The sequence below is a fragment of the Pseudomonas sp. FG36 genome (genome assembly GCF_057809275.1).
On record NZ_JBMDJQ010000017.1, the window covers coordinates 60478 to 83785 of the forward strand.

At 60.7% G+C, this 23308-nt stretch carries 25 protein-coding genes; 13 read left to right on the forward strand and 12 right to left on the reverse strand.

What is annotated here, in order from left to right; all coding sequences use genetic code 11:
• Window positions 1-73 precede the first annotated feature (73 nt).
• On the forward strand, window positions 74-1903 hold the full coding sequence (locus ACODS9_RS15005; RefSeq protein WP_489094171.1) for an SLC13 family permease: 1830 nt from the start codon (window positions 74-76) through the stop codon (window positions 1901-1903).
• Between the two features lie 115 nt (window positions 1904-2018).
• On the forward strand, window positions 2019-3437 hold the full coding sequence (locus ACODS9_RS15010; protein ID WP_489094172.1) for a GGDEF domain-containing protein: 1419 nt from the start codon (window positions 2019-2021) through the stop codon (window positions 3435-3437).
• A 1-nt stretch (window position 3438) separates the two neighbouring features.
• Here the strand turns inward: ACODS9_RS15010 and ACODS9_RS15015 are convergent, their stop codons facing one another.
• Window positions 3439-4200: a sulfite exporter TauE/SafE family protein gene (locus ACODS9_RS15015; protein WP_489094173.1), complete on the reverse strand. Its 762-nt coding sequence runs from the start codon at window positions 4198-4200 to the stop codon at window positions 3439-3441.
• Window positions 4201-4301: 101 nt separating this feature from the next.
• Here ACODS9_RS15015 and ACODS9_RS15020 point away from each other — a divergent pair, with 101 nt between their 5' ends.
• Entirely contained in the window at window positions 4302-5219 is a 918-nt protein-coding gene (locus ACODS9_RS15020) for a LysR family transcriptional regulator (RefSeq protein ID WP_489094174.1), read from the forward strand.
• Window positions 5220-5340: 121 nt separating this feature from the next.
• Here the strand turns inward: ACODS9_RS15020 and ACODS9_RS15025 are convergent, their stop codons facing one another.
• A complete protein-coding gene (locus ACODS9_RS15025) occupies window positions 5341-5532 on the reverse strand; it encodes a hypothetical protein (RefSeq protein ID WP_031315428.1) in 192 nt (63 codons plus the stop codon).
• Between the two features lie 611 nt (window positions 5533-6143).
• Between ACODS9_RS15025 and ACODS9_RS15030 the strand changes: the two genes are divergently transcribed.
• Window positions 6144-6704, forward strand: a complete 561-nt coding sequence (locus tag ACODS9_RS15030) for a cysteine hydrolase family protein (protein WP_489094175.1) — start codon at window positions 6144-6146, stop codon at window positions 6702-6704.
• Here ACODS9_RS15030 and ACODS9_RS15035 read toward each other — a convergent pair whose 3' ends face one another.
• From ACODS9_RS15035 to ACODS9_RS15045, 3 genes are all read right to left on the reverse strand, one after another.
• Entirely contained in the window at window positions 6705-7058 is a 354-nt protein-coding gene (locus ACODS9_RS15035; RefSeq protein ID WP_489094176.1) for an SH3 domain-containing protein, read from the reverse strand.
• Between the two features lie 47 nt (window positions 7059-7105).
• A complete protein-coding gene (locus tag ACODS9_RS15040) occupies window positions 7106-7597 on the reverse strand; it encodes a GNAT family N-acetyltransferase (protein WP_489094177.1) in 492 nt (163 codons plus the stop codon).
• Between the two features lie 79 nt (window positions 7598-7676).
• Window positions 7677-8381: an SDR family oxidoreductase gene (locus ACODS9_RS15045; protein WP_160291153.1), complete on the reverse strand. Its 705-nt coding sequence runs from the start codon at window positions 8379-8381 to the stop codon at window positions 7677-7679.
• Between the two features lie 103 nt (window positions 8382-8484).
• Between ACODS9_RS15045 and ACODS9_RS15050 the strand changes: the two genes are divergently transcribed.
• From ACODS9_RS15050 to ACODS9_RS15060, 3 genes are all read left to right on the forward strand, one after another.
• Window positions 8485-9396, forward strand: a complete 912-nt coding sequence (locus tag ACODS9_RS15050; protein ID WP_489094178.1) for a LysR substrate-binding domain-containing protein — start codon at window positions 8485-8487, stop codon at window positions 9394-9396.
• Between the two features lie 235 nt (window positions 9397-9631).
• The gene (locus tag ACODS9_RS15055) at window positions 9632-10660 is read left to right on the forward strand and encodes an alpha/beta fold hydrolase (RefSeq protein ID WP_489094179.1); all 1029 of its coding nucleotides are present in this window, start codon (window positions 9632-9634) and stop codon (window positions 10658-10660) included.
• Between the two features lie 297 nt (window positions 10661-10957).
• Complete coding sequence (locus ACODS9_RS15060) at window positions 10958-11143, forward strand: hypothetical protein (RefSeq protein ID WP_102682584.1); 186 nt, start codon at window positions 10958-10960, stop codon at window positions 11141-11143.
• Window positions 11144-11213: 70 nt separating this feature from the next.
• On the opposite strand, the gene ACODS9_RS15065 is transcribed toward ACODS9_RS15060, so the two are convergent.
• The gene (locus tag ACODS9_RS15065; protein WP_489094180.1) at window positions 11214-12845 is read right to left on the reverse strand and encodes a carboxylesterase/lipase family protein; all 1632 of its coding nucleotides are present in this window, start codon (window positions 12843-12845) and stop codon (window positions 11214-11216) included.
• Window positions 12846-13334: 489 nt separating this feature from the next.
• Between ACODS9_RS15065 and ACODS9_RS15070 the strand changes: the two genes are divergently transcribed.
• Both ACODS9_RS15070 and ACODS9_RS15075 read left to right on the forward strand, forming a co-directional pair.
• Window positions 13335-14291, forward strand: a complete 957-nt coding sequence (locus tag ACODS9_RS15070) for a nucleoside-specific channel-forming protein Tsx (protein ID WP_489094181.1) — start codon at window positions 13335-13337, stop codon at window positions 14289-14291.
• Between the two features lie 415 nt (window positions 14292-14706).
• Window positions 14707-16017 carry a hypothetical protein gene (locus tag ACODS9_RS15075; RefSeq protein ID WP_489094182.1) on the forward strand — a complete coding sequence of 437 codons (1311 nt, stop codon included), beginning with the start codon at window positions 14707-14709 and terminating at the stop codon, window positions 16015-16017.
• A gap of 589 nt (window positions 16018-16606) precedes the next feature.
• Here ACODS9_RS15075 and ACODS9_RS15080 read toward each other — a convergent pair.
• Complete coding sequence (locus ACODS9_RS15080) at window positions 16607-16753, reverse strand: hypothetical protein (protein WP_489094183.1); 147 nt, start codon at window positions 16751-16753, stop codon at window positions 16607-16609.
• On the opposite strand from ACODS9_RS15080, the gene ACODS9_RS15085 reads away from it, so the two are divergent.
• Window positions 16737-17513, forward strand: a complete 777-nt coding sequence (locus ACODS9_RS15085) for a hypothetical protein (RefSeq protein ID WP_489094184.1) — start codon at window positions 16737-16739, stop codon at window positions 17511-17513. The two genes, ACODS9_RS15080 and ACODS9_RS15085, sit on opposite strands and share 17 nt — an antisense overlap.
• Window positions 17514-17593: 80 nt before the next feature.
• Window positions 17594-17803 carry a hypothetical protein gene (locus ACODS9_RS15090; protein ID WP_489094185.1) on the forward strand — a complete coding sequence of 70 codons (210 nt, stop codon included), beginning with the start codon at window positions 17594-17596 and terminating at the stop codon, window positions 17801-17803.
• A 53-nt stretch (window positions 17804-17856) separates the two neighbouring features.
• Here ACODS9_RS15090 and ACODS9_RS15095 read toward each other — a convergent pair whose 3' ends face one another.
• Window positions 17857-18426, reverse strand: coding sequence for a hypothetical protein (locus ACODS9_RS15095; RefSeq protein WP_489094186.1), 570 nt, complete (start codon window positions 18424-18426; stop codon window positions 17857-17859).
• A gap of 98 nt (window positions 18427-18524) precedes the next feature.
• Here ACODS9_RS15095 and ACODS9_RS15100 point away from each other — a divergent pair, with 98 nt between their 5' ends.
• On the forward strand, window positions 18525-18938 hold the full coding sequence (locus ACODS9_RS15100; RefSeq protein ID WP_489094187.1) for a hypothetical protein: 414 nt from the start codon (window positions 18525-18527) through the stop codon (window positions 18936-18938).
• Between the two features lie 24 nt (window positions 18939-18962).
• Here the strand turns inward: ACODS9_RS15100 and ACODS9_RS15105 are convergent, their stop codons facing one another.
• Window positions 18963-19169, reverse strand: coding sequence for a hypothetical protein (locus tag ACODS9_RS15105; protein ID WP_489094188.1), 207 nt, complete (start codon window positions 19167-19169; stop codon window positions 18963-18965).
• A 136-nt stretch (window positions 19170-19305) separates the two neighbouring features.
• Between ACODS9_RS15105 and ACODS9_RS15110 the strand changes: the two genes are divergently transcribed.
• Window positions 19306-19449, forward strand: a complete 144-nt coding sequence (locus ACODS9_RS15110) for a hypothetical protein (RefSeq protein ID WP_489094189.1) — start codon at window positions 19306-19308, stop codon at window positions 19447-19449.
• 894 nt (window positions 19450-20343) lie between these two features.
• Here the strand turns inward: ACODS9_RS15110 and ACODS9_RS15115 are convergent.
• The 3 genes from ACODS9_RS15115 to ACODS9_RS15125 form a co-directional block, all read right to left on the reverse strand.
• A complete protein-coding gene (locus ACODS9_RS15115; RefSeq protein ID WP_489094190.1) occupies window positions 20344-21147 on the reverse strand; it encodes a hypothetical protein in 804 nt (267 codons plus the stop codon).
• 1448 nt (window positions 21148-22595) lie between these two features.
• Window positions 22596-22784, reverse strand: coding sequence for a hypothetical protein (locus ACODS9_RS15120; protein ID WP_111533091.1), 189 nt, complete (start codon window positions 22782-22784; stop codon window positions 22596-22598).
• A gap of 76 nt (window positions 22785-22860) precedes the next feature.
• Window positions 22861-23235, reverse strand: a complete 375-nt coding sequence (locus ACODS9_RS15125) for a hypothetical protein (RefSeq protein WP_225933369.1) — start codon at window positions 23233-23235, stop codon at window positions 22861-22863.
• Window positions 23236-23308: the final 73 nt, after the last annotated feature.

A 23308-nucleotide genomic window follows, 5' to 3' on the forward strand; every position in this document is an offset into this window, starting at 1 on the left:
CGACGCCGTCGCGTCAAGCTGCCACACTAGGGCCATTGCCTTTCGTGCCTGTGTGAAGGAACACCCCCTCCCCATGAACCATGAGCTGCTCTGGGTCCTTGGCCTGCTGGCCGTCGTCGTCGTCCTGTTCATCCTCAACCGCCCGCGCATGGACGTGGTCGCCCTGCTGGTGATCGTCGCCCTCCCCCTGTCGGGCATCCTCACCGTGGAGCAGGCCATGGCCGGCTTCAGCGACCCCAACGTGGTGCTGATCGCCGCGCTGTTCGTGATCGGCGAAGGGCTGGTGCGCACCGGCATCGCCTACCGCATCGGCGAATGGATGAGCGAGCGCGCCGGCAACAGCGAGGCACGCCTGCTGGTGCTGCTGATGGTGGCCGTGGCCGGGCTGGGCTCGGTGATGAGCTCCACCGGCGTGGTGGCGATCTTCATCCCGGTAGTGCTGAGCATTGCCGCGCGCCAGCAGCTTTCGCCCAGCCGGCTGATGATGCCGCTGAGCTTCGCCGGCCTGATCAGCGGCATGCTGAGCCTGGTGGCGACGCCGCCAAACGTGGTGGTGCACAGCGAACTGGTGCGCCACGGCGAACAGGGCTTCGGCTTCTTCAGCTTCACCCCTTTCGGCCTGGTGGTACTGGTGCTCGGGGTCGGCTACATGCTGCTGACCCGCCACTGGCTCAACGGCGAAGTACGCAAGGACGGCCGGGTCGAGAGCCGCCGCACCCTGCTCGACCTGGTGCTGGACTACAAGCTCAACGGTCGCGAACGGCGCCTGCGCATACGCCCGCATTCGCCGCTGATCGGCCACACCCTCGGCGAGCTGGAGCTGCGCACCCGCCACGGCGCCAACGTGATCGGCATCGAGCGCCAGCACAAGTTCACCACCCGGGTGATCAGCGCCGACTCCGGCACCCTGCTGCAGCAGGGCGACGTGCTGTTGCTGGACCTGTTCGCCAACCGCGATGACCTGCGCAGCCTGTGCCAGACCATGCTGCTCGAACCCCTGCACTTCAAGGCCGCCTACTTCATCGACCAGTCCCAGGAGCTGGGCATGGCGGAGGTCTCGCTGCCGCCCGGCTCGCAACTAATCGGCAAGAGCATCCTCGAACTGACCTTCCGTACCCGCTACGACCTCAACGTGGTCGGCCTGCGCCGTGACCAGCAAGCCATCGAAGGGCAACTGGTGGAAGAAAAGCTGCGCCTGGGCGACACCCTGCTGGTGGTCGGCCCGTGGAAGGCGGTACGCCAGCTGCAGGGCAAGCCACGCGATTTCCTGGTGCTGAGCCTGCCGGCGGAAATCGACCAGGTCGCGCCGGCGCGCGCCCGGGCGCCCTATGCGCTGATCAGCCTGGCGGTGATGGTCGGGCTGATGGTCAGCGGCCTGGTGCCCAACGTTATCGCGGCGCTAATCGGCTGCCTGCTGATGGGCGCCGGGCGCTGCATCGACATGAACAGCGCCTACCGCGCGATCCACTGGCAGAGCCTGGTGTTGATCGTCGGCATGCTGCCCTTTGCCCTGGCCCTGCAGAAGACCGGTGGCATCGACCTGGCCGTCGGTGCGCTGGTCGGTGCGCTCGGCGGCGCCGGACCCAGCGTGATTCTCGCCTGCCTGTTCGCCGTGACGGCGCTGATCGGGCTGTTCATCTCCAATACCGCAACTGCGGTGCTGATGGCCCCGGTGGCGGTGAGCACCGCGCAGCAGCTGGGCATGTCGCCCTACCCGTTCGCCATGACTGTGGCCCTGGCGGCGTCGGCGGCGTTCATGACGCCGGTGTCGTCGCCGGTCAACACCCTGGTGCTGGGGCCCGGCCAGTACCGCTTCGCCGACTTCGTCAAGGTTGGCGTGCCGTTCACCCTGCTGGTGATGCTGGTGACCGTGCTGATGGTGCCGTGGGTGTTCGGGCTGTAGTCGTCGGCACGATCCGGGCCGATCGCGGCGAATTGACATCAATTGACCAGTTGAAAGACACTGGCATGACATCGTCCCAGGTGCCTACAGCCGTTTTCCTGGATTCTGTCTTCGCTTGCCGGTCGAGCTCATGGTGTCTCCAGTCCCGTCGCGCCTGCTGCCCCCGCTGATTCTGTTCGGCTTGACCCTGGCGCTGACCCTGGGCGGCATCCTCGCCCGCCCGATCGAATCACTGTCGCTGTTCTGGCCGGTGAACGCGGTGCTCGCCGGCGTGCTGCTGCGCAACCCGCGCCAGGCCACCCCCGCCGGCTTCGTCCTAGTCTACCTGGCCATGGTCGCTGCCGACCTGGCCTGCGGAAGCGCCTGGCGCCCGGCCCTGTGGTTCAACCTGTGCAACCTCGGCGCAATCGCCACCATCTGGTACCTGATGGCCCGCCTGCCACGCGTGCATCGTCGCCTGCGCACCCCGCATGGCACCTTGTGCCTGTTCGGCGCCTGCGCCGTCGGCGCGATGGTCGCCGCAAGCCTGGCCTGCGTGATGGCCGCGCCGTGGTTCGAGCAATCGCTGCGCGCCACCTGGCTGGCCTGGTTCAGCGAACAGTTCTCCACCAGCGTGCTGGTCCTGCCGGTGCTGCTCACCGCGCCATCGCCCAGGGCCCTGACCCGCCCCGGCAATACCGGGCAAACGGTGCGCCTGGCGCCGTTGCTGGTGCTGCTGGCCTCGCTGAGCGTCAGTATCGTCTTCGGCGGGCCCGGCGCCATCGCCTTCCCGATTGCCGCGCTGCTGTGGTGCGCGCTGAGCTATTCGCCCTTCCTCGTCTCGCTGCTGGCACTTACCGCGGGCAGCACGTTGATCGTCGCCGTGGCGCAGAACCTCATGCACTTCAACATCCCGCAGAGCGAGTCGGGGGTCACCACCTTGATGTCGGCGCGCCTGGGCATCGCCATGCTGGTGCTCGGCCCGCTGGTACTGGCCTGCGTCAGCAGCGCCAACCGCAGCCTGATGGCGCGCCTGGCGCACCAGGCGACCATCGACCACCTGACCGGCACCCTCAGCCGCAGCGCCTTCATCCGCCGCGCCCACGCCCTGCTCGACAACCGCCAGCAAGCACCGCTGACCTTGATGATGCTCGACATCGATCACTTCAAGACCATCAACGACCAGCATGGCCACGCTGTCGGCGACCAGGTACTGCGCCAGTTCGCCACGACCCTGCAGGACCAGTTGCACGACGGTGAGCTGTTCGCCCGCCTGGGCGGCGAGGAGTTCGTCATCGTCGTGCCAGGGCTGGCGCCGGAGCTGGCCAGGTTCACCGCCGAGCGCCTGCGCCGGGCGGTGCAGGACCAGCACATCGCGCAGCCCGGGCAGCCGCTGCGGATCACCGTGAGCATCGGTGTGAGCGGCTGCGCCGCCGACACCCCGGCACCCAGCCTCGACGAGCTGCTGGCCAGCGCCGACCAGGCGCTCTACCGGGCCAAGGCCCAGGGCCGCAACCGGGTCGAACAGGCCGACGGGCAGCGCCAGGTGGTGTGAGTCAACCTGCCAGCAGGTCCCAGCTCAGCTTGGCGATCAGCACGCACAGCAGCACCAGGAACAGCCCCCGCACGAACCCCACGCCCTTGCGCACCGCCAGCCAGGTGCCGGTCAGCGCGCCAAGGATATTGAACAGCGCCATCGGCAGCGCAATGGCCCACAGCACATTGCCCGACGGGATGAAGAACACCAGCGCGGCCAGGTTGGTAGCGATGTTGACCAGCTTCGCCGAGGCCGAGGCATGCAGGAAATCCAGGGCGAAGAAACGGATGAACAGGAAGATCAGGAAACTGCCGGTGCCCGGCCCGAACAGCCCGTCATAAAAGCCGATGGCGCCACCGATCAGCACCGCCAGGCACTGTTCCTTGCGGCCGATGGCCATGGGTTTGTGCAGAGTGCCGAAATCCTTCTTGCAGAAGGTGTAGACGGCCATCAGCACGATCAGCACCAGCACCATCGGCCGCATCACGCTTGCCGGCACCAGGGACACGGTGGCCGCGCCGAAGAACGACATCACGAAGGCGCTCAGCGCCGCCGGCACGATCAACCCCCAGTCCAGTTTGACCTTGCGGATGAACGAGCGCGCCGCGAATGTGGTACCGCACACCGAGGCCAGCTTGTTGCTGCCCAGCAGCGCCGCCGGCTGGGCGTTGGGCAGCACGTTGAACAGCGCGGGGATCTGGATCAGCCCGCCGCCACCGACGGCAGCGTCGATCAGGCCAGCGGCGAAGGCAAACAGCGAAAGCAGGGCAATATCCATCATCTCGAAGGTCCAGGCAGCACAAAACAGGCTGCCAGACTAATCAAAGCCAGGCGCTTGTGTTGAAATGCCATATTGCGAAAACTGCAACGAGGATTCCTTCCATGGCCCTGGACATGCTGCGTGAAATTCAGGCATTCGTCAGCGTTGCGCACAAGCGCAGCTTCGTCAGCGCCGCCCGTGCCCTGGGCCGCTCGCCCAGCGCGGTAACACGTGCCGTGCAGGCGCTGGAGGACAACAGCGGCGCCAAGCTGTTCAACCGTAGCGCCAGCGCCGTGTCATTGACCGAGGCCGGCGAGCGTCTGCTGCCCCACGCCGAACGCTTGCTGGATGTGCAACGGGATGCTGCCGACGAGTTGGCCGCGCTGACCGGCAACGCACAGGGCTGGATCCGCCTGGCCGCACCCGAGGTGCTGGCCCAGCAGATATTGCCGGGAGTGCTGGCCGGGTTCTCTCGTCGCCACCCTCATGTCACCCTGGACGTGCAGTACAGCGACCAGGCTCTGGATCCGCTGCAAGGCAAACTGGACTTTGTGATCCGCGGTGCCTTCCCGCAATCCAGCGAACTGATCGGCTACCCGCTGTGGCGTTATCGCCGCCACCTGTACGCCAGCCCCGAGTACCTGGCGCAGGCCGGCACGCCCCAGGGGCTGGAAGACCTGGAGCGGCATGCGCTGATCCTGCACACCGCGCCGCGCATCCTCAAGGCCTGGCATTTCAGCAAGGACGGGCGCATCTCCAGCCTGCGCCCACGGCCGCGGCTGCGCCTGGGTTCGGGGGTGGCGGTAATGCAAAGCACCCTGGCGGGTGCCGGCATCGCGCGGCTGGCTGATTGGCTGGGGGAACCGGAGGTACGCGCCGGACGGCTGGTGCGGGTCTGCCCCGATTTTCACCTGACGTCCAGCACCGGGCATGACCCGCAGATGCATGCCGTATACCCCGCCGGCGACCTGCCGGCGCGGGCTCGCGAACTGCTGCAGGCCCTGCGCGATGCTCGTCCGCGCCTGTGGGAACAGCCCTGAACAGGGCTGCTCAATTTCTGCTCAATCTAACAGAGTGCCTGCCAATACTGGCCTGTAGCGTTTTATCCACAGACCTACCCACGATTTTTGTGGACAGTTTCCGCAAGGCTCGAAGGAAAAATTACAAACGCAGCAAGGCCACGTTGGCCAGCTTGACCAACTCGATCCATTCGCTTGCGCTGATCACACCGGAACGCTCCAACTCTTCGGCACGGCGCAGTGCCTGATCGTAGTCCTCTTCGTGGAGGATGCCCTCGCCGAGAAAACGACCGCGCCACTCCAGCATCGCTGCAGTGCCTTTCTTGCATTCCATAGTGTGTATTGTCTCCAAGGCAAGTGAATGGCCCGTGTGCCCGGGCCCTCTGATTGGGGGCGGGAGATTACACGAGCGACTTGCACTTGAGAACGACTTGCAGCTACCGCTTGTCTAGACGACTGCGGTATTCGGCGGGGAAACCGGGAGGGAAGAGTCTGGCCCGCCATTGCGCCAGGCGGGCCGGGACAGGAAAAAGTTGCGGCTCAGCTTGGCGGAATGGTGCCCAGCAGGCCAATCATGATAGTCAGCAGCAGAAAACCACCCAGAAACAGCGCGAGCTTGCCCATCGGAACCTCTACAGTGTGATGACGTAACGGCGGGGCTGGCCGCTGCGGTAGTGCAGCGGGGCAGCCTGCCCAGCGCACACCGGATTGGAAGGCTGGGCCTGGGCGTATTGTCCGGCAGTGGCTGATACGGTTACAGATTCAGGTTCGTGGAAAAAAAGCGGATCAGATGGTAGTCGACCATCGCGGGGCAAGCCGGCTCCCGCGCGTGCACAACCTGAGGTCAACACGGTTGGCGTGGGAGCAGGCTTGCCCCGCGGTACATCCGCGCAGGCAGCACACTTGTGCTACGGTCCGAAGCCCAGACAAGGAGAACTACCGCAGATGACCGCGCTCGCCAGCAACGCCGCCCTGCTGATCATCGACATGCAGAACGGCATCAACCACCCTCGCCTGGGCCGTCGCAACAACCCCGAAGCCGAACAGCGCATCAGCGAACTGCTCACCTTTTGGCGCGCGAGCACGCGCCCGGTGGTGCACGTGCGCCATATCTCCCGCGATCCGGATTCGGTGTTCCGGCCAGGTCAGCCCGGCTGCGAGTTCCAGCCCGCCTTCACCCCGCAGGCGAACGAGGCCGTGTTCGAAAAACACCTGCCCGACGCTTTCTGCAACAGCGGCCTGGAACACTGGCTGCACCAGCGCGGCATCCAGCAACTGGTCATCACCGGCGTGATCACCAACAACTCGGTGGAGTCGAGCGCACGCTCGGCGGGCAACCTGGGGTTCGCAACGGTGGTGGTAGGCGACGCCTGCTACACCTTCGACCAGCATGATCTGCAAGGCCGGCTGTGGCCGGCGGAGGATGTCCATGCCCTGGCCCTGAGCAACCTGGCCATGGACTATGCGCGCGTTCTGGACACTGCGGCGGTGCTGGCCGCAGGTTGATCACGCCAGCACGCGCAGCTTGGCCAGCGGCACCCAGCCGAGCTCGCCATTGCTCACCCGGCGGCACCAGGCCCAGCCATTCAAGGGGCGCAGGCTATCGAGCTGCTGGCCGGGGTCGACGTCCAGTTCATGGGCCGAATAGGCTTCCAGCGCCCTGCCCCGGCCCACGCCCAGCCGTTCGATGAACTGAGCTGGCACCCACCCTGCTGCCTGGCCCTGGCAACTGCACAGGTACCAGTCCTCCCACTGCTCGTCGCCCTCGTAGCGCTGGCCGATCTCCAGCAGCGTGCCACGGGCGAAGGTGATGGGCGTAGGGTACTCACTGCGGTGTGTCTCGATCACGACGTACTTCACAAGCCTCTCCCTGGCTGCGAAAAGCGTCGATGCTAGTCGAAGGGCCTCTACAGCACCATGACCATTTCATGCCAGGCCATGCCGCCATGGTCGGAAGCCGACGGGCGTACATAGGCGTAGCCCATCTTCTCGTACAACCCGACATGACGCTCCTTGCACATCAGGTGGATGGTGGCCTTGCCGCGCTCGCGCATCTGCGCGACGAAGCGCGCCATCAACCGGCTGGCATGGCCCTGGCCCTGGTACGCCGGGTCGAGCACCACCGACATGATCACCACATTGGGCGCCTGCGGGTCATGCCCGACCAGTTCCTTGAAAGCCTCGTCCGACATCACCACCTGGTCGGCGCAACCGCTGTTGATGAAGCCGATCACCTGGCCCTCGGCTTCCAGCACGAGAAAGCCTTCCGAGTACTGGGCGATGCGCGTGGCGATCTTTTCCCGGGTGGCGGCTTCGTCGCCTTCGTAGGCGCTGGTCTCGATCTGGTAGCAACGGTCCACGTCGCTGGAGGTGGCCTGGCGGAATGTCGGTGTGCTCATGGGGCGGAATCCGGATAGCGGGAAACAGGGGCGACATCCTAACGGAAGTCGCCGCCCTGCTACAGGCTCGCCATACCCCTTACACCGAGCGGGTAATACCCCCATCGACCCGCAGGTTCTGCCCGGTGATGTAACCCGCGCCCTCGGAGGCAAGGAAGCTGACAGTGGCCGCAATTTCCTCGGCCTTGCCGTACCGCTCCATGGGAATCCGGCTACGGAATTCTTCCTTCTCCGGCAGGCTGTCGATGAAGCCTGGCAGCACGTTGTTCATGCGGATGTTCTCGGCCGCGTAACGGTCGGCGAACAGCTTGGTGAAGGCCGCGAGCCCGGCGCGGAACACGCCGGAGGTCGGGAACGCCGGATCCGGCTCGAAGGTGGCGAAGGTCGAGATATTGATGATGGTCCCGCCTTTTTGCCGCTGCATGATCGGGGTCACCAGGCGGGTCGGGCGCACCACGTTGAGGAAGTACACCTCCATGCCCCGGTGCCAGTCCTCGTCGCTGAGCTCGAGCACCGGCGCACGCGGGCCATGCCCTGCGCTGTTGACCAGCACATCGATACGCCCCCATTGCTGCATCACGGTATCGACCAGACGCTGCAGGTCCTCTGCCGACTGGTTGGAGCCGGTCACACCGATGCCGCCCAGCTCGGCCGCCAGGGCCTCGCCCTTGCCCGAGGACGACAGGATCGCCACCCTGAAACCGTCGGCAGCCAGCCGCCGCGCAGCCTCCGCGCCCATGCCACTGCCACCTGCGGTGATGATTGCCACTTTCTGAGAAGACATATGCCGCTCCTTCCGGGAGTTGATCAAGTGGGCCCATGAAGCCAGAATCCGGCTCAACGCACCAATCACGAATACTGGCAGCAGCCTGCAGGAAATCTACTGGATGAGCGCGCCCAAGCGACGCAACGCCCCCGCCATCGTCAATCACCTGGTGGCCTTCGACGCCGCCGCCCGCCTGGGCAGCTTCCGCGCTGCCGCCGACGAGCTGCATGTCACGCCGGGCGCGGTCGCCCAGCAGGTGCGCACCCTGGAAGACAAACTTGGCCGCCCCTTGTTCGAGCGCCTGCCCCGCGGCCTGCGGCCCAACCGGGACGGCGCCGACTACCTGGCCCGCGTGCGCCTGGCCCTGGAGATCATCGAGGACGCCACCGGCGAACTGCTGGAGCGCGACAACCAGCGCGATCCGCAGCAGGTCCTGCTCAGCACCACCCCCGCCTTCGCCAGCCGCTGGCTGATCCCGCGCCTGGGGCGCCTGACCGAGGCGCATCCGCAGGTGGCCCTGATGATCGACGCCTCCGACAGCACCCGCCCCCTGAGCGGCAAGGGCGCGGTGGACCTGGCCGTGCGCTGGGGAGCGCCACCCTTCGCCGAGGCCTACGCCCTGCCCCTGCTGCCCGGCATGGCGGTGCCGGTGTGCGCGCCGGGGCTGCGCGGCGCGCACCCTTGGCGGCAAGCCGCGGAGCTTGCGCAACATCCGCTGATCTCCGACAGCCACAACAACTGGAAGCGCTGGTTCGACCACTACGCATTGCCCGGCGCGCGCTTCAACGGCCCGGTGTTCTCGCAGACCATCCTCGCCATCGAGGCCGCCGAGCAAGGCATGGGCATCGCCCTGGTGCCCCGCCTGCTGGTGGAGAACGCGCTCAAGGCCGGGACCTTGGTGCTGGCCCTGGAAGGCCATGAATTGCACAGCGACGCCGGCTTCCACTTGCTGGCCAGCCATGCACCGCTGGCAGGCTCGGCCGCCGAGCAGGTGGTGCAGTGGTTGCAGATGCAAGCGAACAAGCAAGACTGAGCCTGTATCGCCCCACTCGACGGCACTTGGCCTGAGGGCAGCGCGGTCGGTGTGGGAGCCGGCTTGCCGGCGACGGGCCGCAACGCGGCCCCGGCTTTGTAGCTTTCTGTGTACCAAGCACCTGCCGATACACACCAACGCCTACTGCCCCCGTACCCGACACACCCCGGACACAGCCACCTCCTTAACTACACGCCATCCAGCCCACACCGATGGCCCGCCAAGGAGATGCACCATGTTCGCCACCGCCAACCGCCTCAACCGCCCAGCCCTGCTCGCCTGCGCCCTGCTGCCACTGGCCCTGCTGGTCGCCGCTCCAGGCCAGGCCGAAGAAACCAGCACGCCTGCGGCATCCCGCCAGGCCTCCACCTTCGGCCCGCTCAAGCATGTACAGGCTGGCGATCTGGACGTCGCCTACGTCGAGCAGGGCCCTGCCAATGGGCCAGTGGTGATCCTCCTGCACGGCTGGCCTTACGACATTCACAGCTACGAGCAGGTGGCGCCTAAACTCGCCGCCCAAGGCTACCGCGTACTGGTGCCTTACGCCCGCGGCTACGGCGACACCCGCTTCCTCTCCGAGAAAACCCCGCGCAACGCCCAGCCGGCCGCCCTGGCCAGCGACGTGATTGCCTTCATGGACGCGTTGCAGATCAAGCGTGCCGTGCTCGGCGGTTTCGACTGGGGCGCGCGTACCGCCGATATCGTCTCGGCGCTGTGGCCCGAGCGGGTCAAGGCGTTGGTGACGGTCAGCGGCTACCTGATCAGCAGCCAGGAAGCCGCCAAGGCCCCGCTGCCGCCCAGCGCCGAGTTGCAGTGGTGGTACCAGTACTATTTCGCCACCGAACGCGGCCGAGCCGGCTACGACAGCAACCGCCACGCCTTCGCCCGCCTGATCTGGCAGACCGCCTCACCGCAGTGGGCGTTCGACGACGCCACTTTTGAACGCAGCGCCAAGGCGCTGGACAACCCCGACCAGGTCGCCATCACCGTGCACAACTACCGTTGGCGGCTTGGGCTGGCTCAAGGCGAGACCCGCTACGACCCGCTGGAGGCCAGGCTGGCCACGTTCCCCAGCATCGGCGTGCCGACCATTGCCCTCGAAGGCGATGCCAACGGTGCGCCGCACCCTCCGGCCGAGGCCTATGCCAAGCGCTTCACCGGCAAGTATGCCTATCGCCTGGTGAGCGGCGGGATCGGCCACAACCTGCCGCAGGAAGCGCCCGAGGCGTTCGTCAAGGCGGTGGTGGATGCGGACCATCTGTAACGGCAATTGCAACATATCGTTTCAGTGGCGCGTGTTGGGTGCCGGGATGCACGGATTATCGCTACGACCGGTCTTTTGCGCGGCACGCCTTGTATTTCGGGGCCTGCCGCAGAATGAACGGAAGCATCCCGAAACAGTCACCCAAGCCATCCCGTAAGACGCCTCTTTTGTCGCTGTAGGACGTTTCTACGGGATTGTGAGCCGGTGTATGAATAATCAGTATTGGCAGGAGAATTGACCTGATACCGTCGAGCCTTTCTTACAACGGCACGGATGCCCACGACCAACGAGTACAGCATGGACAACTACGACAGCTCGGCACTTGGACTGCAAAAATGCCTGTTGAACCTGCGAAGGGATCATGCCCGGATGAAGGCGTCAGGAGAGCTGGAAAGAGCGGCGATACTGGCGCAGGTAATCGGGCGGATGGAACAGGGATTGAAGGAGGCTTCCCAGGGGAGGAAGCCCGAGACGTTGCAGTGAAGTGATGCCCGGCAAATGGCGATGGGTATGCGGTGCTCCGCGCTCCCCATCGCCCAGCCCCGAAGCAGGGTCAACAGCCAGACGGCATTGCCGAAGGCGCCCGCAGACCAACGTTCCAGTTCCAGGGCACGCCGCCCTCCTTGAAGCGACGGCACACCACCTCATCGTTCAACTCGAACATGCCCTGCGCCAGATGTTGGCCTGCTCGCGGAACGTCTTCAAAAGCAAGGTAGTTGCGGTCTTGCCCATAGGGCAGCCAGTGCGCCTGCCCCTCGGCCCGCGGCTGGCCCGTGCGGATGAACGAACCCCAGTATTGGCTCATGGCTTCGCTGAAGCGCGCTTCGCCACGGGTTAGCGGAGGGCGCGGCCAAGCGGCCGGCGTACGGTCGAAGGTAGCGAAAATGTAGGGGATTTCCGCCGCATGGAACGCGTGAAGCTTGGCTTCGTTGGTCGCGCGGTAAGCGTGATCGAAGTAATATAAGTAGGCAGGCTGGCCGAGTTCGGTCTGTTTGCGCACCAGCTTCTCGGCCGTCCAGCCGTACATGGCGTCTCGAACGGCGGTCTGGACACTTTCTGTCATCGCGGATGACGGATGCTGACGCAGGAACGCATCGGCAAGGTCCCCATACCGTGCTCGGATGGTGGCTTCATACGCCTGCGCAGTGGCCGGAGCCGGTGGCGCCAGGAACGGCAACGAGCGGATTTCGCCGTCATTGAAACCCGCCAGCAGCGGTACCGGTGCCTGCTCGCCGCGGTTGAAGGTATCGACCAGTTGGCGCGGCAGAATCTTGCCATCGACAGTCCCCGATGGCATGAAGCGGATAGCCTCGGCAGCCCTGACCAGCGCCATTGCCTCCATCTTGCGCAGGCCCGCGATATCCAGCTTCAGGCGCTGCGCCAATCGCCGGCCGCTCTCCTGCGCCGGTACATCGCCATGGCTGGAGCGTTGCAACTCAGGCGTGGAGATCATGTAGGCGCTCTGCGCCACAGCCTTGTGAAACAGCCCTCGTGCCTGGGGCGAAGCCATCAGGTAGAGCACGCTGAGACCACCTGCGGATTCCCCCGCGATGCTTACATTGGATGGATCGCCGCCAAACGCCGCGATGTTGTCACGCACCCATTTCAGCGCCTGGACCTGATCCAGCAAGCCATAGTTGCCCGAAATACCCTCAAGGTTCTCGGCGCTCAATTCAGGGTGGGCCAGGTAGCCCAACACGCCGAGACGGTAGTTGATCGTCACCACAATCACGCCCTGGGCAGCCAGCGCCGCACCATCAAAGCGGCCGTCGTTGCCGGCACCCGTCATCAGGCTGCCGCCATGGATCCAGACCATGACCGGCGCCTTCTCGACCTTCGCCGGCGTCCAGATGTTGAGGTACAGGCAGTCCTCAGACATTTCGGGCAGCTCTGAGCTGTAGATGCTCGGGGAGACCTGCCTTGGCTGGGGGCAAGCGGCGGCGAAATCGTCCGCGACACGCGTCTGCGTCCAGGGCGACAGCGCAACCGGCGCCCGCCAGCGCAGCGGACCGACCGGCGCCTGGGCGTAGGGCAAGCCTTTGTAGGCGATCACGTTGTCGATGACGACACCCTGGACCGGTCCTGCCGGTGCCTGGACAACCGTCTGCGCGACGGACTCTGTCGAGACCGCCAATAGAACACTCAGTGCCCCCAGGTGCAGCCTCTTGATCATGGTCGATCTCATCCTGCGTTCTCCTTGCGAGACTCAAATGGTGCAACACGCAAGCGGCCCAGCCAGGGCTCGGACAGTTCGGGAAACTGCCCCACAGCCGAAACCGTGGGGCATCCCTGTCATGGATACCCTCCCTGGCGGCAAGCGAGGCCCAGCGCGGCCTCGGCCTACTCGTTTCGTCCTTGGGCACACATGCCCTCCATGGGCGGCGGCCATCCTAGAACCCATTTTTTGCTGGATTATTTCAATCGAACGGATTGTTGCGACGCAGGGAGATCAGGCCCCTCCATTCGCTCATGCGCACGCGCCATGCCCAATTTCAGGGCGTTTTTCTAACCCAATGATCAGCTCAAACGCCGAATCGGCTTTTATTTCAACGACCTCGGGTGATTTGGTACAGACTATGCAAACGTTTGCTCAGAGCCATTGAGCGAACAATCACTGCATCTCTCGACACATCGCCCCACCAGGGGCTTACCACTGCATGAACAAGGATTTTCAATGCACCGACCGTCTTTACCCGCAACGGCCCGCTTCTCCCTGCCTGCCAAACTGCTACTGGGCGCTGTTACGGGACTACTCAGCGTCACCACCCAGGCCCAGGACATTCCCCCCAGCGAGTCGGCCCAGGGCGAGACCTTGAGCCCGGCCGCCGCGCCGGCCAAATCGGGCCCCTACCTGTCGGACTGGTACAACCAGAACTTCACCCTGATCGGCACCAAGGACATCAGTTTCGGCCCCCGCCCTGTCGACGATATCTACCTCGAATACGAGTACTTCGCCCGCAAGGGGCCGTTCGAGCTGTACGGCTACATCGACATCCCGAAGATCCTCGACATCGGCAACAGCCATGACAAAGGCGCGTGGGACCACGGTTCACCGCTGTTCATGGAGCATGAGCCGCGGATCTCCATCGACTACCTGGCCGGACGCAGCCTGGCCGTCGGCCCGTTCAAGGAGTGGTACGTAGCCTTCGACTGGATCTATGACCACGGCAGCAACAGCGCCAACCGCGCCAATACCCTCTTCAGTGGCCTGGGCACCGACATCGACACCCATTCGCGGGTCAACCTGTCGGCCAACTTCTACGGTCGCTACCAGTGGGAAAACTATGGCGCCAGCAACGAGTATTCGTGGGACGGTTACCGGGCCCAGCTCAAGTACATCGTGCCCCTCGGCAAGTTCGACAACGGCGCCTCGCTGACCTATATCGGCTTCACCAACTTCGATTTCGGCTCGGACCTGCACAAGGACAACCCCAACCGCACGGCCAATGCCACGGTATCCACCAACGTGTTGCTGTACGCCTTCACTCACCTGCGCTTCACCCTGGTGGGCCGTCATTTCCACAATGGCGGCAACTGGCAGGACGGCAGCCAGCTGAATTTCGGCGACGGCGATTTCCGCGGTCGGTCTGATGGCTGGGGGTACTACGCGGGAGTTGGCTATCAGTTCTGAGCATTCGAGCCATGGGGTCGTGGGCCTGGCCTGCGGCGCCCTGCCCGTTCCGAGGCCCAGCATTGCGAATGCAGAACCAAGGTTTCCCGTACGGTATGCCTGAAACACTACTCCAGCAGCAATGGCGGCAGCGTACCGACCTGTTTCCGCTGAACGCCTGAAGACCCTCTGCCACCGCCACAAACCCGCACGGGGAGCGTCTTCCAGCGTGACGAACGGCAGCGTGCACGGCCAGTTAATGTGACATCATTCCAAGCTAGAGATGGATCTCGTAAGCTCTGTTGCCAACTCGCTATCTGGCGTGACCGACCGCTGCCATTGCAGCCCTCGGATCAGCCACCGCTACCGCCCAAACCTTCAACTACAATTGAAAGGGTCGACTAATGGAGTGTTTGAGTATGAGAAAATTTAACGGATGAATATTTTCAACAATACTACCAAGAAAGCAGCTTTGATCTTGGTTGGACCGCTAGGATGCTACGCCGCTTACCAGATCTTGTTCATTGGCCGCTATCTTGATATCGAAAAGTACCCTCTCCTGACGTCCACCTATTTGAATGGCGCAGCGATCATCGATATTGCCTGTGCACTGGTCGTCGCCTTGCTGGGGTACCAGGTCTCCCGGCGAGCGGGGCTACTCGATGACTTCCGTCCCTCACGCGAAAGCCTGTCAACATTGGCCCTCACACTCATTGCAACGGGTACCCTCGGGCTGTTGGCACTGAACATTTACAGTTCCTTGGGGACACTCTCCCTGCACTACGTGGTCGAGAATTACCCACTGTACAGTTACAAAGCAACCGACGGGGCGGCCTGGATGGTCCTTGCCATGTATTCGGCCTTGTTTCTGCAGTTGATGGATATGTACTTTGGTGGTGTGACGAAGAAAAATGGCACCTTTCTTCTGCTGGGCCTGCTGATTGTGTCATTCAGTGGTGGTCGTGGGATCCTGATATTGTTCGCACTCATGTTCATTGTTCTACTGATGTTCCAGCGCGTGGCACTCTGGAAGTTCTTGATCGCGAGCATACTCGCTATCGCCGCCATGGGCGCATCCTTCATCATCGTGACCGGGCTGCGCGCACCAGACGCCCCCCCCGAGGTGGTGACTCCTGCGGCCAAGCTTACGGGCCATTCGCCCAGAGCCAAAGCCGTGCAAGCTCCACCTGCCCTTGCGCAAGTTGCTCCCACGGAAAGCTTCGAAGACCTTAACTACAATGCCGCCTTCATTTCGGAGGATGTCCTCAGAGTCATCGAGAGCCATAAAGTAGAACCCAAGGCGTATGCCCTGGAAGATGCAATGACTCTTTTCGTTCCTCGCCAGCTGATGCCAAGCAAGCCTGTGTCCACGGCCGAGACTCGGGAAATCTATCCCCATGTGGCAAAGCGCGGGACAAACATCACCTTCCCCCTCAAAGCCAACGTACTCATGCATTTGGGGGAGTGGGCGTTCTATGCGGACTGGATCGTGGTGGCGATCGTCCAGATCCTTATGATACTGGGTGTCGCAAGACGCACCCGCGCACCGGGCATTGTCGGCTTTACCATGCTGTTTTGTGGCCTTGGGTTCATGTTGGTGGCCCGAGGAGGCATCTTCAACGCTCGCCTGCTGGTCATCATGTCATGCGTCCTGATCGCGTACGCTGGCTACCGCACCTTGCTGACGATCCAGGGAGGGTTGAATTTCAGCAGGCAACCACGCCCACCCACCCAGCAGGCCTACTGATCCAGCCGAGCAACAACCTCAAGGGCAGTTGCGAAAGACTGCTCGAGGTGCTCGCCGATTCGCTTGCAGTGCCCATGAGATCGAATACCGTTTGATTTCACCGGCGCTGCTGGGCGATCTGCAGGCACTTGACCGCCAACCCGAGAGATCGCCGTGGCTACTTCCCCAAGGACCGCCGTCCGGTTTTTTCCGACCCCAAGAACGCAAAAAGCCCTGACTAGGTCAGGGCTTTGAATATGGCGGAAGCGTAGAGATTAGAACTCAACGAAATGGCGCCGGCCGGGCTGGAGGCCTTGATTTCCGTGGGATGCAGAGCGCGTTTGCGAGCGTTTTTGTTCCCAGAGTGGGTGTGTACGTCACCTCGCCAAGGCCTCCCAAGTAGGGGAAACGCTGTTTCAGGTTGACCCATCAAAAAATGGTAATTTTGGTAATCGGGTCTTGATAAAGCTCTGGAGGCCACGTGAATAAAGGGCTACAGCGATTTCGAAAAGGTAATTTTTTGGTACCTCAAAGAAGGGTTGGATGCCAAAAATATCAAACCCTTTAAAATCAGCTACTTAAGAAAAATTACCTTTACCCTTACCCCTGATTACCTTTTGAGGTAATCGCTCAAAGCCTTGAGCCAGGATGCGCGCAGTTTGTCCTGCGCATGTCGCTGGTCGGTGTGTTGCTCGGTCAGGTTCTTGAAGCCATGGGTCTTGAAGCCAACGGCGAATTCGATGATGTCGCGCGGCACGCTGACCATCTCTGTGTTGCTGGATCGGTTTTCTATTGGCATGGATATGGCTCTCCGCGATGGCTTCGTGCCACAATTGGGCTTTTGCACGGGGTTTGAAATGGAAAAAGCTGAAGTCCAGAAGAAAACTATCGAAGATATTTTTTCGAAAGCTTTAATGTGGTCTCCATTTTTTTTAATAGTATTGGTAGCGGTGGCTTTTTACCTTTATCGGGACGTTTTCTCCGGCGACCTTTCTGAAAACGCCCAAGACTGGTCTGCTTTTGGTAGTTATGTTGGTGGTGTTTTCGGTCCTCTTGTCTCTTTTGTTGCTCTGTTAGCTGTCCTTAGAACCATCGGTTTACAGAAAGAGTTGCTGGACACTCAGCGTCGAGAGTTTAATGTAATGCAGAGCTTACAGAGCAAGACATTCAACTCTCAACAGAGTCAAATAGATGACTCAAAGGAACGCTATACGGTCGAGGCTCTGGAACGCCTTAAAGATTCGATGACTGCTGCGATTGACAGGCGAATTGCTCATTACGATTCCCGACTAGGGCGCGCCTTTGCAAGATATGAGAGATACAAAGATACTGAGAATCGAGATGGCCGGGGAATTTCTTCTAGCCTATGGGATCCAGTAAATAGAGAAATTTCTATTTGCGAGAAAAATATTCAGTCCTTACAAGATCTCGCAGCGGATATAGCAATAAAAATCTTTGCTAATACTGAGGAGTTAAGGGCCGTATTTCTTGAGCGTAACAAAATAATCAGCGGTTAATATCAGGCCCCCGCTATCAAAGCTTTTAGCACACGCTTTCCGGCAAGCGGCGGTACGGCATCGAGGAGCAAGGCGAGGCAATGACTGTAATGATCCATTGCCTGCATGAGCTCACCCGCGATGAAGCGGTCAAGCTACTCACGCCTCCGCGCCACAAAATAGAACTAAGCATAAACGTGGTGCGAAAGCTCGATCAGTTCCGACTGAGCCGCGAGCTTCGCACGCCAGGCCTGGAAGTCGGCGACGACCCCGACGATTCTGGTCTGATACTGCTGGCAGAGCGTACCTGAGCACTCCGAAAGGCCGGCGCCAGCGGCCATTAATTCCCACCCATGACTGAAAGCTAGAAGCCCATCATCATCTTTAGACCGGCGACGCCATATTTCCAAGCCAAGTAACTCGACGTCACGCCACCCAGTAGAACTAAAAGTGAAAAATATTTAAGCAGCCTAAAGGACCACTCGCCTTTTTTGACGCGCTTCCATTCGGTTTTTAAAACTGCCTGGGCCTCATCAACGATATCTTCGATACGCCGATCGTAGGCATCAGGATCCTTACCAATCCCATCTGTTTTGGCGACCAGCGCGATCAGCCTCGCATCTTTGTCGCGATTTAATCGAAGCCTGATCCGAGTAACAACCACGCCGGTCTCAAGAAAATGATCTTGCTTGGTAAGGATGAACCTCTGCTTATCGTCCTCCTCCATCTCTCTAACGATCACTGATATCGACTTAACTACGGACATATGAGCAACGAGCTTTGAGACATCATCCCTTAAAGCGTCAATCCAAGCTTGTCGGAACTCCGAGGTTTTCTGATCCTTCGTTAAAATCGCCAGAGCCAAAGATATACCGCCGCCTATCAGAGCTACTGCTATCGCCCCTACAAGCGGAATGAATAACGTGTCGTCCATGTTCCCTCCCATTCGAAGGCGACAATTTATCAGCAAGCTCATCACTTCACACTACAGCCGCATCCAGCACGTAGGGCGGCGCATGCATGGAGAAAGCCATGAGCAACTACAACTGCGACTACGTTCGCCGCACTTACGATGTCCCGGCCGAGGTCGGGCGCCGCGTGATCGCCAACGGTGAGCCAGGCGTCATCATGGCCGATCGCGGCCAGTACATCGGCGTCATCCTCGACAGCGACCCGAAGAAGCGCATCCGCAACTACCACCCCTCCTGGGAGATGCAGTACGGCGAGAAGGCCGAGAAGCTGCCACTCAAGGAGTGGGAGGTGCTCACCAACGACATGTACGACTGGGACGACGTGAAGTACATGCTGGGCGATGCCTGCCACTACGTGCGGCGAATCTGGGCAGCTACCCGCAGCCAGGCCAAGTACCGGGCATACCAAGAGCTGGCCGAGTGCTTCAACGACGACGCTACAGCCATGCTGACCTTCAAGGTGCGCGCCGCCTGATGCTGCGGCGCGCCAACCGAGACCCTATCCAGCAATGAAGATAGCAGCGTCTTTCAGGGCCCCGGCTGCTGCCGTTCGACGCTCCTCGTCGCCTGGATAGCCAGCCTCCTGGATCGACTTCAGTGCGCGATCAACTACCTCGTCTCGGTCAAGGCCGCCCCGGCCATCAAGCTCGCGCAGCAGGCTGAAGACCAAGTGCTCCAGCGCGATAATTTTCGCTTCTTGTGACATTCCTTCGCTCCCATGTCCGGCCCCATGCCAGACAGCAACCAATAGTTCACTTCAACGAATCACGCCACTCCATTCGGCGCTGCCCGCCAGCGCCTTCCCCTATTCAACGATAACGCCGACCAGGCGAGGAGCGCCCATGCCCGCGTATTACAACGAGATCGACTCATACGCCGCGCAGTGGCTCCGCAACCTCATTACCGCGAGCCATATCGCGCATGGCGACGTAGACGAACGCTCGATCGAGAATATTCACCCCGATGACCTCAAGCCTTACACCTAATGCCACTTCTTCGCCGGCGTCGGCGTTTGGTCCTACACCCTTCGCCGCGCAGGCTGGCCAGATGATCGACCTGTTTCAACCTTTCAGCGCGGCAGGCGCGGGAGCTGGGTTTGATGAAGAGCGGCACCTCTGGCCACATTTCCACTGGCTCATCAGCGAGCGCCAGCCTGCAGCCGTCTTTGGAGAGCAGGTTGCAAGCAAGGACGCAGAGCCTGGGCTCGACCTTGTACAAACTGACGTGGAAGCCATGGCTTATGCCTTCGGGGCTATCGCGTTTCCGTCTGCGGGCGTCGGTGCTCCGCACATCCGAGGCCGCACGTCCTGGCTGGCCCACGCCAACCGCCGCGCTGGCCGACAAGGGCGTGCGCACCTTCGAGGGGGGGATTGCTCGAGGCGATGCGGAAGCATGGGCCGGATTTGGCAGCAGCCGCCTGCCTGTCGGGATGGACCACACCAACGACACGCGACTGGAAGGACACACCTGGCATGGTGGCCCAGCGGAACGGCAGGGATCGCAACGATCAGCTGCCGAGACAGGCCTATTTAGCGGGATGGCCAACTTGCACGGCGACCGATGCCATCAAGCAGGGCAACGTGGCGCCTCGCCCGGGAATGATGGGCCTATCGGAGACCGTAGCCCTACTACGCGAGTCGCCACAGCCGGCCCGGTTAACGTCCTGTGGGCAGATGCTGACTGGCTCTTCTGCCGGGATGGAAAGTGGCGGCCAGTTGAACCCGGAACACTCCCGCTGGCTCATGGGGCTACCAGCCAAGTGGGACGCCTGTGCGCCTACGGAAACGCCATCAATGCTGAGGCGGCGACGCAGTTTATAGCCGCCTATATGGACCTTTGGTGAAATTGCCGATTTCACTATTTTTTACAGCCGAAGCGATTCACACATAGTCAACTTCAACCTTAACAATGTATTCACCAACTGGGATCGGGCTTCTTCCCGCGAGGTGAATATTAAGAGCTCCGTACTGATCGACCCCGTGCCGGAGCTTGATGGATTCACCTACAACGTAATCAGGCTGACGCTCCATCTTAATATGGGCATTCGTGACTTCGTCTATAGAATTTTTGACCCTCAATTTACAACTTGCATTTTTTGTAGGCCTATTGATCTTAAAGGTAATATATCCTTCCATCCGCCCGGGCTCATCCACCAGTATGTTTTGGCTGACATCTATGGCGGGGATCACCTGCTGACTTTGAAGTCCACTAAACGGGAATGCGACTTTCTCCTGAGCGTTTGCAACATCACGCTCCATTTTTGAAATGGCGTTATTCAGTTTAGCCTCGACGTCCGGAGCTGCGGCCTTCAGAGTTTCGAGCTCGGCCTTCATCTCCTCAATCAAATTGTCCATAATCTCTGTGTTCGCTGCACCAGCACTTTGGGTCCAATGCTTGACAGCAATTTGTACAATCTCGGTAATGTTATTTTGAACACCACCAACAACATTCTCGATCTTATTAACAGACCCATGAACTTGATCTAGCGCTTCAGTGGACTTTTTGTAAAATTCCCAAGAGATCCACGCCGCGAACAACGACAAAAGGAACGCCGCTATCGCCAACCCGAAAGAAATAACTGAAAATAGATCCAGCTGATAAACCTTCCCATTTCCAACAAACAGGTTTACGACAGAAACAACCAGAACTATTACTGCCGCATACAGTATGATTTTTTGCCTCATATGACACTTCCATGCGATTGATTCTGAATGAAATTTAACCGAATCCGGCCAATAGCACCACAAATTTGAGTCATCCCCATTGCCCATAGGAAGGCGATCCAGCTCAGAGCCGAACGTCAAGCAGGCCTTCCGCGGCTGCTGCGACCGCTGCGCCGAGATAGTAGCGCCATGGCCGGTGTGGAAGCGCAGACGATCAAGTCACTAACACCGCCACAGGTGAACCGTACCGATCCTCTGACGTACTGCGGCACGGGTGGTGGATCGGCCACCTGGAGAAGGCCGGCGTTCGCCAGCGCGGTCCGAACACCTGCCGGCACACCTTCGCCAGCCAGATGCTGAGCAGCGGACTGGCCACGCCAGAGTGGATTGCAGATCAGATGGGGCACACCTCGACAGCCATGATCTTCAGGCACTACGCGAAGTGGATCAGCCAGGACGGGCCGGATGTGGTGGGGTTGTTGAACCAGGCGCTCAAATTGAGCTGAAACGCATAAAAAAAGGGGCCATGACGGCCCCTTCCTTTTGCCTTCGATTCCCAAAATGTTCCCAAAACGTTCCCTTTTGAGGGATTGCCTAAGGTAAACACCAATGAAATCAGGCACTTATGTGGCGGAAGCGTAGAGATTCGAACTCTAGGATAGTTGCCCATCGACGGTTTTCAAGACCGTACCATAAGCGCCCATTTATCAAGGCGTCAACGCAAAAAACGATTCCAAAACTAACACGAGGTGGCTCGGCTACAGGCCGCATAGCCCAAGGGTCGTAATTTCAGTTTTGGAACCGATTTTAGAAGCTCTAGGAAACCAGAGGAGATTCAGGCCTTTTTGCCTTCACGCTTTTTTCACGTCAAATCCTGCACAGTAAACGCTCATCCGATCTCCTACGTTCGCCCGCGCTCCCCTGCGGGCTTTTCTTTTCTGGATAAGACGAAACCGGCTAAGTCCAGTCGCCTTCAGCGCACATCAGCAGGGCTGCATTGGCCTGGCGAACCATTGCAATCCACTCCGTTGAGCTTACCAAGCCAGAATGCTGAAGACGCTGGGCTACTGCCAGGGCGTGATCATATTCTGCCTCTCGTAGCACGCCCGCACCAAGGTACCTACCCGTCCAATCAGCAATGACCAGATTTTGCTCTTGCTCTACCACCCCAAAGCCCCCACGAAGCCCAGCGCTAAATGTCGGCGAGATTACATAATGTCCGCCGAGCAAGAAATTGGGGGCTTACTACCACTCATCCGGATCTTCCTGCAAAAAGAAATAATACCAAGGTCTAGTTGTAAGAAATCATTTCAAATACAGAAAAACGACAGAAATCGGAACGATTCGCAGCAATACTGCTTGAGCCGCCTAAAGCCATCGGCAGGCTAAAGCGAGCAGTCCAACCCATCGCTGCGTGTGAATGACCTGCGGGCCATAACAGCCCGATGCCCTGTTGAGCGGAACGAAGCTCAATGGCGGGAAAGTGGCTGGTGACCCAAGGCGTAAAGCTGATAATCGGTCACCGCTTGGAATGAGGATTCCGCGATAAGCCGTAAGCGCTCGATCTCTTCTACCGAACCTCCAGCGTCCTGAGCGTTATGGTAGGCACGCAAAGACTCAATGGCCTCACGGATAAGTGGCTCTCCCGCCTCAATCATTCCTTCGATGGTTCGTTTCACGACATTTCTCCTGCCGAAACGTGCTGATCGCGCCACTGTGCATCAAGTACCAACCCTACCCCTCAAGCGGCATCCACATGACACATCCCCCTGCCGCTTGAGCGATCAACCAGTCATGCTCACGCTTGCCGAAGGGCCGAGGCATGCCAATAGACTCCCGATAGGCATACTGATGGGTGACCTTCAATTCCAGCGCAGTAGGTGTTGCCTCTCCCAGCTTACCTTTGCTCAGCCCCTCCAAAGCGCCCGTTAATGCGAGATGTTGTTTAACTCCATCATCACTGTCTTCCAAAATGGATACAGCAATAAACGCAGCATTCGCACAACGATCCACTTTCAGTACCTGCGGCTTTGCACTGTCCATTTCAAAATTCGAACCTTGGGCAACGGCTGACAAACACAGTGCAGCACACATGAACAAACTACGCATCGACGACGTCCTTTCGACCTGAGCAGAGCAAAATACTCACACCTTCATACCCACCTCGAACGGCCGAAGCCTA

Coding starts and splice junctions, on each gene's coding strand:
- ACODS9_RS15005 (WP_489094171.1), top strand. CDS start 74: ATGAACCATGAGCTGCTCTGGGTCCTTGGCCTGCTGGCCGTCGTCGTC.
- ACODS9_RS15015 (WP_489094173.1), bottom strand. CDS start 4,200: ATGATGGATATTGCCCTGCTTTCGCTGTTTGCCTTCGCCGCTGGCCTG.
- ACODS9_RS15020 (WP_489094174.1), top strand. CDS start 4,302: ATGGCCCTGGACATGCTGCGTGAAATTCAGGCATTCGTCAGCGTTGCG.
- ACODS9_RS15025 (WP_031315428.1), bottom strand. CDS start 5,532: ATGGAATGCAAGAAAGGCACTGCAGCGATGCTGGAGTGGCGCGGTCGT.
- ACODS9_RS15030 (WP_489094175.1), top strand. CDS start 6,144: ATGACCGCGCTCGCCAGCAACGCCGCCCTGCTGATCATCGACATGCAG.
- ACODS9_RS15040 (WP_489094177.1), bottom strand. CDS start 7,597: ATGAGCACACCGACATTCCGCCAGGCCACCTCCAGCGACGTGGACCGT.
- ACODS9_RS15045 (WP_160291153.1), bottom strand. CDS start 8,381: ATGTCTTCTCAGAAAGTGGCAATCATCACCGCAGGTGGCAGTGGCATG.
- ACODS9_RS15050 (WP_489094178.1), top strand. CDS start 8,485: ATGAGCGCGCCCAAGCGACGCAACGCCCCCGCCATCGTCAATCACCTG.
- ACODS9_RS15055 (WP_489094179.1), top strand. CDS start 9,632: ATGTTCGCCACCGCCAACCGCCTCAACCGCCCAGCCCTGCTCGCCTGC.
- ACODS9_RS15060 (WP_102682584.1), top strand. CDS start 10,958: ATGGACAACTACGACAGCTCGGCACTTGGACTGCAAAAATGCCTGTTG.
- ACODS9_RS15065 (WP_489094180.1), bottom strand. CDS start 12,845: ATGAGATCGACCATGATCAAGAGGCTGCACCTGGGGGCACTGAGTGTT.
- ACODS9_RS15070 (WP_489094181.1), top strand. CDS start 13,335: ATGCACCGACCGTCTTTACCCGCAACGGCCCGCTTCTCCCTGCCTGCC.
- ACODS9_RS15075 (WP_489094182.1), top strand. CDS start 14,707: ATGAATATTTTCAACAATACTACCAAGAAAGCAGCTTTGATCTTGGTT.
- ACODS9_RS15085 (WP_489094184.1), top strand. CDS start 16,737: ATGATGTCGCGCGGCACGCTGACCATCTCTGTGTTGCTGGATCGGTTT.
- ACODS9_RS15090 (WP_489094185.1), top strand. CDS start 17,594: ATGACTGTAATGATCCATTGCCTGCATGAGCTCACCCGCGATGAAGCG.
- ACODS9_RS15095 (WP_489094186.1), bottom strand. CDS start 18,426: ATGGACGACACGTTATTCATTCCGCTTGTAGGGGCGATAGCAGTAGCT.
- ACODS9_RS15100 (WP_489094187.1), top strand. CDS start 18,525: ATGAGCAACTACAACTGCGACTACGTTCGCCGCACTTACGATGTCCCG.
- ACODS9_RS15105 (WP_489094188.1), bottom strand. CDS start 19,169: ATGTCACAAGAAGCGAAAATTATCGCGCTGGAGCACTTGGTCTTCAGC.
- ACODS9_RS15110 (WP_489094189.1), top strand. CDS start 19,306: ATGCCCGCGTATTACAACGAGATCGACTCATACGCCGCGCAGTGGCTC.
- ACODS9_RS15115 (WP_489094190.1), bottom strand. CDS start 21,147: ATGAGGCAAAAAATCATACTGTATGCGGCAGTAATAGTTCTGGTTGTT.
- ACODS9_RS15120 (WP_111533091.1), bottom strand. CDS start 22,784: ATGATTGAGGCGGGAGAGCCACTTATCCGTGAGGCCATTGAGTCTTTG.
- ACODS9_RS15125 (WP_225933369.1), bottom strand. CDS start 23,235: ATGCGTAGTTTGTTCATGTGTGCTGCACTGTGTTTGTCAGCCGTTGCC.